Source organism: uncultured Brachyspira sp., assembly GCF_944390595.1.
Taxonomy (GTDB): Bacteria; Spirochaetota; Brachyspiria; order Brachyspirales; family Brachyspiraceae; genus Brachyspira.
Genome location: NZ_CALXRN010000064.1, coordinates 1 through 2,610, shown reverse-complemented (window position 1 = coordinate 2,610; position 2,610 = coordinate 1). Strand labels below are relative to the sequence as shown.

Genomic DNA, 2,610 nt, shown 5'->3' with positions numbered 1-2,610 from the left:
AATTAAGATAAAAGATATAAAAGTTTTTGTCAATAAAAATAAAAAATCTTTTAAGTAAAAATGCCAGAATAAATGAATTAAGGCAGATATAAATAATGTAAGGAAATCTTCTTTGGAGAAAGAAGGGCTATAAATATAAAAGAAAAAATTTAAGAAAAATTTTCAATCAAAATGCCAAAAAGAAAAAAAGTGAATGGATATTATATATAGAAAGAAAATCAAGGTAGAAAATAAGGAGGAATAAAAATGGAATTTAGAAATAGTTTTGATAGTGCTTTTGGAGTAGTGAAATATGATTTATATGATAAAAGGAATGAAATGGAAAACGAAATGATGAAAAGAACATGGAGAATGGATAGCAGTATTAGTAGATATATAGAAAAGGAGGGATATTGATGATTAGAATTATAGGAGAAATCGTTATTGATGGAGTAAAAAAATTTATTTAATAAAATGCCAAAATAAGAAAATTAAGATGGATATATATAATATAAAAGAAAAAAGGAGATGAGATGGATGCTAGAATGGATTTTATGAAAAAGGAAAAATGTTTAAGTAAATAATGAAAGATACAAAGATAATTTGAGGATTAATGAATAAAACGAAATTTTATAGGTATTTTAAAAAGTATTAATTGATTTATATAAGGAGCGTTAATTATGAGTAATAATAAATATACAGAAGCAACAATTATGGCAAAAGAAGGTTATGAAGCTAAAGTCGGATTAGAAGCATTAAGTCGTGCAGGAAAAAATATACAGTTAAAAGGGCATGTTCATGAAATATTATTTAAAGATCAGTATAATTTAAATCCAATAAACATAGTTCAAGGGAAAACGGCTGCACTTACGAAATCTCCAACAGCGCAAATGCGAGATATTGTTATGAAACAAGGAAATAAAGTGATTGGTCATGCGCAATTAAAAGATACAGTAAGTAATTCAGGTGTAAGAAAAACTATAGAACAAATAAAAGCAGGTCATTATAATAAAACAGCAGTATATGGAACAGAAGAAACGGTAAAAAAAATTGGCAATTCAGTAACACAGAAAGTAAAGTCTACAGGAATTTCGTCAAATACAACAAAAAGAATAGCAGATAAAGCACTTGGAAATGTAGCAACATTAAATACAGTAACGTCAGCAGTAAAAAGTGGTGGATCTGTAGGAGCAATAGCTGGAGCAGGAATAGAGGCAGTATCATCAGTAGTAGACGTATTCAATGGTAAAAAAGCAGTAGATGAAGCAGTAGGAGATGTAGCAGTAGCAGGAATAAAAGGAGGCATTACAGGAGCAGCAGGTGCAGCGACAAGTACTGTAGTAGCAGGAGCGACAGGTTCAGCAGTAAGTGCAGCAATGACAACGACAGCAGGAGCAGCATTAGCGTCAACAACATTAGGTGCAGCAGTAGTGGCAGCAGCTCCAGTAGCAGTAGGTTTTGCGGCAGCTTGTGCAGTGTGTAGTTTTATAGGTGGTCTTTTTGATGATTGATAGAAATGTATAAATAAGAAAGAAGGATTGTATAAGAAAATAAACAGTCCGATAGCTTTGAAAGATATCGGGCTGTTTATGTCATAATAGATAAATAAAAAAAGAAAAAGGATTTTTTTGTAATAATAGAGAAACTTAAAAATGTATTTGTGTTTGGACAGCCCCCATTCCTATAGCTGTTTTTATACCTATGCCTGAAAGCATAGCAAATTCGGATAGCATGGCAAAGATTTTTTGAGCTGTAGGATTGGGCTGTATACCAATATTATAAGTACCAACAAAAGCAGGAATACGTATTCCTTCTAAGGAAAATGGTCGCATATTTAATTTATAATCAGCTACATAAAGATGTTTTTGTAGTTGAGAATATACGGTCTTGTCATTTAAAAAATCTGTTTGAGAATAAGTATTCCAGCGGTTCAGTAAATTGGTTATGAGTAAATGTAGGTCAGGAAAAATAATATATTTTCCTTGACTTTTAAAAGTCGTAGAAGTGATAAATTTGAAATCTATAAAAGCTTTTTCATCTGTATTAATTATTGAAGAAAAATATTTTTGAGCAAGTTTTTCATAAGTATTATTATAGATGATTTCTTTACTAAGGGTGGTAATATTGACTTGTTTATGGCGTAAATAAATACTATATGGCAAGTCTAATAGAGGCGTTAAAATTTTATTTTCAGCTTCATCATTTAGTGAAGAAATTCGCCAAATCAAACAATTTTGTTTTTTGCTAAAAAATATATATTGACTGTAAGGTCGTAGATTTTGCTGATGAAGATATGTAGCATAATCATGGTCAATACGTTCCATGAGTACACCTTGCATGATAGAGCCTATAGCTTGATTAAGCTTTATAGATGAAGGTAAAGCAAATTTTATTTCTAAAGTTTTTAAACACATGATATTCACGTCCTATATAATGATATATATATTATTATATAGAGAATATGTATATATAACAAATAAATATATAGAAAATAAAAGGAGTAATTTTTATGAGAAAAGTATTTTTATCCGCAAGTTTAATATCTAAGATGGATCCTGAAAAGCCTACAAAATATATCAGTGATGATTTTGAATTAAGTCCAAATAATTATCAATTTCCACTTTCATATTT

General features: G+C 29.5%; 3 protein-coding genes. 2 read left to right on the top strand and 1 reads right to left on the bottom strand.

Annotated features, from left to right (window positions below; all coding sequences use genetic code 11):
* Nucleotides 1-246 precede the first annotated feature (246 nt).
* A complete protein-coding gene (locus tag Q0J90_RS03335; protein ID WP_181805727.1) occupies nt 247-396 on the top strand; it encodes a hypothetical protein in 150 nt (49 codons plus the stop codon).
* A gap of 263 nt (nt 397-659) precedes the next feature.
* Complete coding sequence (locus tag Q0J90_RS03330; RefSeq protein WP_297276559.1) at nt 660-1,490, top strand: hypothetical protein; 831 nt, start codon at nt 660-662, stop codon at nt 1,488-1,490.
* A gap of 135 nt (nt 1,491-1,625) precedes the next feature.
* Here Q0J90_RS03330 and cas6 read toward each other — a convergent pair whose 3' ends face one another.
* Nucleotides 1,626-2,393 (bottom strand): CRISPR system precrRNA processing endoribonuclease RAMP protein Cas6, encoded by a 768-nt coding sequence (gene cas6, locus Q0J90_RS03325; protein ID WP_297276558.1) that lies wholly within the window; start codon nt 2,391-2,393, stop codon nt 1,626-1,628.
* Between the last annotated feature and the right edge of the window lie 217 nt (nt 2,394-2,610).

Excerpts from the sequence above, each read along its gene's own strand:
- Q0J90_RS03335 (WP_181805727.1), top strand. The coding sequence starts at position 247 with ATGGAATTTAGAAATAGTTTTGATAGTGCTTTTGGAGTAGTGAAATAT.
- Q0J90_RS03330 (WP_297276559.1), top strand. The coding sequence starts at position 660 with ATGAGTAATAATAAATATACAGAAGCAACAATTATGGCAAAAGAAGGT.
- cas6 (WP_297276558.1), bottom strand. The coding sequence starts at position 2,393 with ATGTGTTTAAAAACTTTAGAAATAAAATTTGCTTTACCTTCATCTATA.